Annotated in this window: 2 protein-coding genes; both read left to right on the top strand. The window is 41.0% G+C overall.

Annotated elements, in window-relative coordinates; genetic code table 11:
* Nucleotides 1-9 precede the first annotated feature (9 nt).
* Nucleotides 10-1,065, top strand: a complete 1,056-nt coding sequence (locus tag B2X72_RS24805) for a dipeptide epimerase (RefSeq protein ID WP_201639510.1) — start codon at nt 10-12, stop codon at nt 1,063-1,065.
* Between the two features lie 123 nt (nt 1,066-1,188).
* The coding region (locus B2X72_RS24800; protein ID WP_286851934.1) for a SusC/RagA family TonB-linked outer membrane protein at nt 1,189-3,675 on the top strand (2,487 nt) is incomplete at its 3' end.

The following is a 3,675-nucleotide window of genomic DNA, read 5'->3' as shown; positions in this document are numbered from 1 at the left end:
AACATAGTGATGAGCAATCAATCTGAATGGATTAGTAAAGATTTTGGAACCTTTAAATTGAGGTTTAGACCTTACACGCTAACTTTGCGCCATGTCTTCACTGTAGCTTCATTTAGTCGAAGCACAACACCGGTTGTATTGACCGAGCTAGAGTATGACGGCATTGTCGGTTATGGTGAAGCGAGTATGCCACCCTATCTAGGCGAATCGCAGGAAAGTGTCTTATCATTCCTTAATCAGATCGATCTGACAGGCTTCAACTCTCCTTTTCAAACTGAGGAGATTCTCCATTATATCGATCAGCTTGCATTGAAAAATACCGCAGCAAAAGCCGCTATTGATATTGCATTACATGATATATTAGGGAAGATAATGAATCAACCTTATTATAAAATATGGGGATTAAATCCGGATCTTATCCCTCCGACATCCTATACTATTGGGATTGATACGGAAGAAATGATCCGTAAAAAGGTAGCGGAAGCGGATCAATTTAAAATTTTGAAAGTAAAGCTGGGTCTCGATACGGATAAAATGATCATCGATACTATCCGTCAGGTTACCGATCGACCATTGTGTGCCGATGTCAATCAAGGTTGGAAAACACGTGAAGAGGCTCTCGAAATGGCACATTGGCTTGCAGAAAGAAATGTTTCTTTCTTGGAACAGCCAATGCCTAAGGAGCAGATAGACGACAATGCATGGCTTACTGAGCATAGCCCTATCCCAACTATTGCCGACGAAGGATGTCAACGTCTTGTGGATGTCCCCGCATTAAAGGGTGTGTATTCGGGTATCAACATCAAATTGATGAAATGTACTGGCATGCGGGAGGCCAAACGTATGGCTGAGCTTGCGCGTTCTCTGGAAATGAAAGTTATGATCGGTTGCATGACCGAAACATCCTGTGCAATCAGTGCAGCAGCACAACTCGCTCCCCTAACAGACTGGGCTGATTTAGATGGTGCTTTATTGATCGGAAATGACATTTATGACGGTATGACCGTTGTCAATGGCAATTGCCTTCTTCCCGACCGTCCTGGAATTGGAATTTTAAGGAAATAACCCTATATTCAGTGCAATGTTTTTTTCTTAAAAAAAAGATTGCACTGAATTGCTTTCGCAAGTTTGACCAACATCCGACAGCACCAAAATATTAACAAACTAAATTAATCAATTCACACTTTTATGAAACAACATGTGCTCACAACGTTGTGTCTCATAGCCTGTAGTTCGATGCAGTCTTTATATGCGCAACAGATCCAAATTGCTGGTAAAATAACAGACAGCAACGGAAAACCAATTAGCGGAGTTACAATTAATGTAAAAGGCGCTAACCAAGGAACCTCAACAAACGAAAATGGCCTGTTTACGCTAAACGCAAACACCAACGCGATATTAAGTATCTCTGCAGTAGGTTATAGTCCACAAGAAATTCAGGTCAATGGCCGAAAAACCATTAGTATTTCACTCAGCAGTGATGAACAGGCATTGGACGAAGTCATTGTCATTGCCTACGGAACGGCTAAAAAGAGTACCTATACAGGTTCGGCAGCACAAGTAAAATCAGATGCCATTGATAAACAACCTGTCACTTCTTTTGAAAAAGCTCTTACTGGCCGTGTTGCAGGTCTGCAAATGTCAAATGGATCTGGTCAGGCAGGTGCAACTTCAGCTATACGCATTCGAGGCATAGGCTCCATGAACGCGTCGAACGAGCCACTCTATGTCATTGACGGTGTTCCAGTCATTTCGGGTAGTGTCGGACAGATGGGCGACTATATTGTCAATACGAACAACGTCATGAGCACATTAAATCCCAGCGATATCGAATCTATTTCTGTGCTTAAGGATGCTGCCGCTTCTTCCCTTTATGGTTCCCGCGCGGCAAACGGTGTCATCATCATCACCACAAAAAAGGGGAAAAACGGAGATCCAAAGATCAATGTCAAGTCCTCTATCGGCATTAGTCCTTCCTGGGCAACCAAAAATAATGAACCTGCTTCGGTACAGGATCAAATCAATATGCTCTATAGTGTTTTATACGACTCTAGAATAGCAGCTGGTCAAACGGCTGAACAGGCGAATAAAAACACCTTATTTCGCTTAAATTCTTTGGACTGGAATCCAAATTCGGCAAATTACGGTAAACCAACTTCTTCTTATGGTTTTGGTATTCATGGCTATCAATTCAGCACGGATGGAACCTCACAATGGGAAAATGTACATATCTCAGGAAAAACAGATGGTGTAGAGAATCGAGATGGTCAATATTATGACTGGAACAAAGCATTGTTTAGAACCGGGATATTCAACAGCAACGATATCTCGGTAAGCGGAGCAACAGAAAAAACCAATTACTACGCGTCTTTAGGGTACACCCAAGACAAAAGCAGGATTATTGAGAATAACTTCGACAGAATCAATGGTCGGATTAATTTAACGCAAAAGATTGGCAAATATCTTGAATTTGGCTCAAACGTCAACTACGCTAAAAACAAGCTTATCGGGATGAATGACACCAGAAATACAGGAACAAATTACCTGTATCAAGCGAGTAATTTATTATGGCAGATGTATTGGCCAACTGATTATAAAACAGGTAACGAATATACAGCACGTTATGGTAGTCTCGCTTATAATCCATTGTATTACAACAAGGAATGGGAAAACTCTTCGAAAACAAGTAAATTATCAGCTATAGAATCTTTATCATTAAAGCTGTTACCTGAACTTACATTGAAGACCATTTTCTCCTATGACAGAACCGAGGTCAAAGATCATATCTATTATAGCGCTAAACATTATAACGGTATGGCAGACAATGGCCGGGTCACAGAGGTGTCTACGTCTATTGAAAAATTGGTATCATCCACAACCGCCAATTACAACAAGAGCTTTGGCTTGCATAATATCGGGTTATTAGCTGGTTTCGAAGCTGAAAAAAACACGACGGATTTTATCCGTGCTACAGGTAAAGATTTACCATCCTCATCACTTCATACAGTCGCCACTGCAGGTATATTGGATGCGTCGGCCTATTCTTGGGGCAATAATATGATGTCTGTACTATCGCGGGCGGAATATAACTACGATGAACGCTATTTTGCCTCGGCATCTTTTAGAAGGGACGGTTCATCCCGCTTGGCACCAGGCCCTCGTTGGGGCAACTTTTGGTCTTTAGCAGCTTCCTGGAATTTAGCCAAGGAATCTTTTATTAAACAGATCGAGGAAATCAATAACCTAAGAATTAGAGGTTCCTATGGGGTAAATGGAACATTACCTACGGATCTTTTTGCTTGGCGCAATTTAACAAGTTATTCCAACAAATATATGACGCAGCCAGGTGGTGGGCTTAATAATTTAGGCAATCCGGATGTAGCTTGGGAGAAAAATTACTCCACAAACATCGCTTTGGAATTTGGTCTGTTCCACAATAAACTATTCGGTACAATTGAATATTTTAACAGAGACTCGAAGGATCTTTTACAGAATGTTCCGATCTCCACAATTACCGGTTTCGGCTCCATATTGCGAAATGTTGGCGAAATGAACAATAAAGGTATAGAGATTGAACTGGGGTCAGATATTGTTAAAAATGAAAATTGGAAATGGACATTAAGTGCAAATGCAGCAATCATCAAATCCAAGATTACAAAACTATATGGTGGACGT

The organism is Sphingobacterium sp. UBA7253 (genome assembly GCF_002472745.1).
GTDB lineage: Bacteria > Bacteroidota > Bacteroidia > Sphingobacteriales > Sphingobacteriaceae > Sphingobacterium > Sphingobacterium siyangense.
Note: the sequence above shows the minus strand (reverse complement) of the source record. Positions and strands in the feature narration are given on the sequence as shown.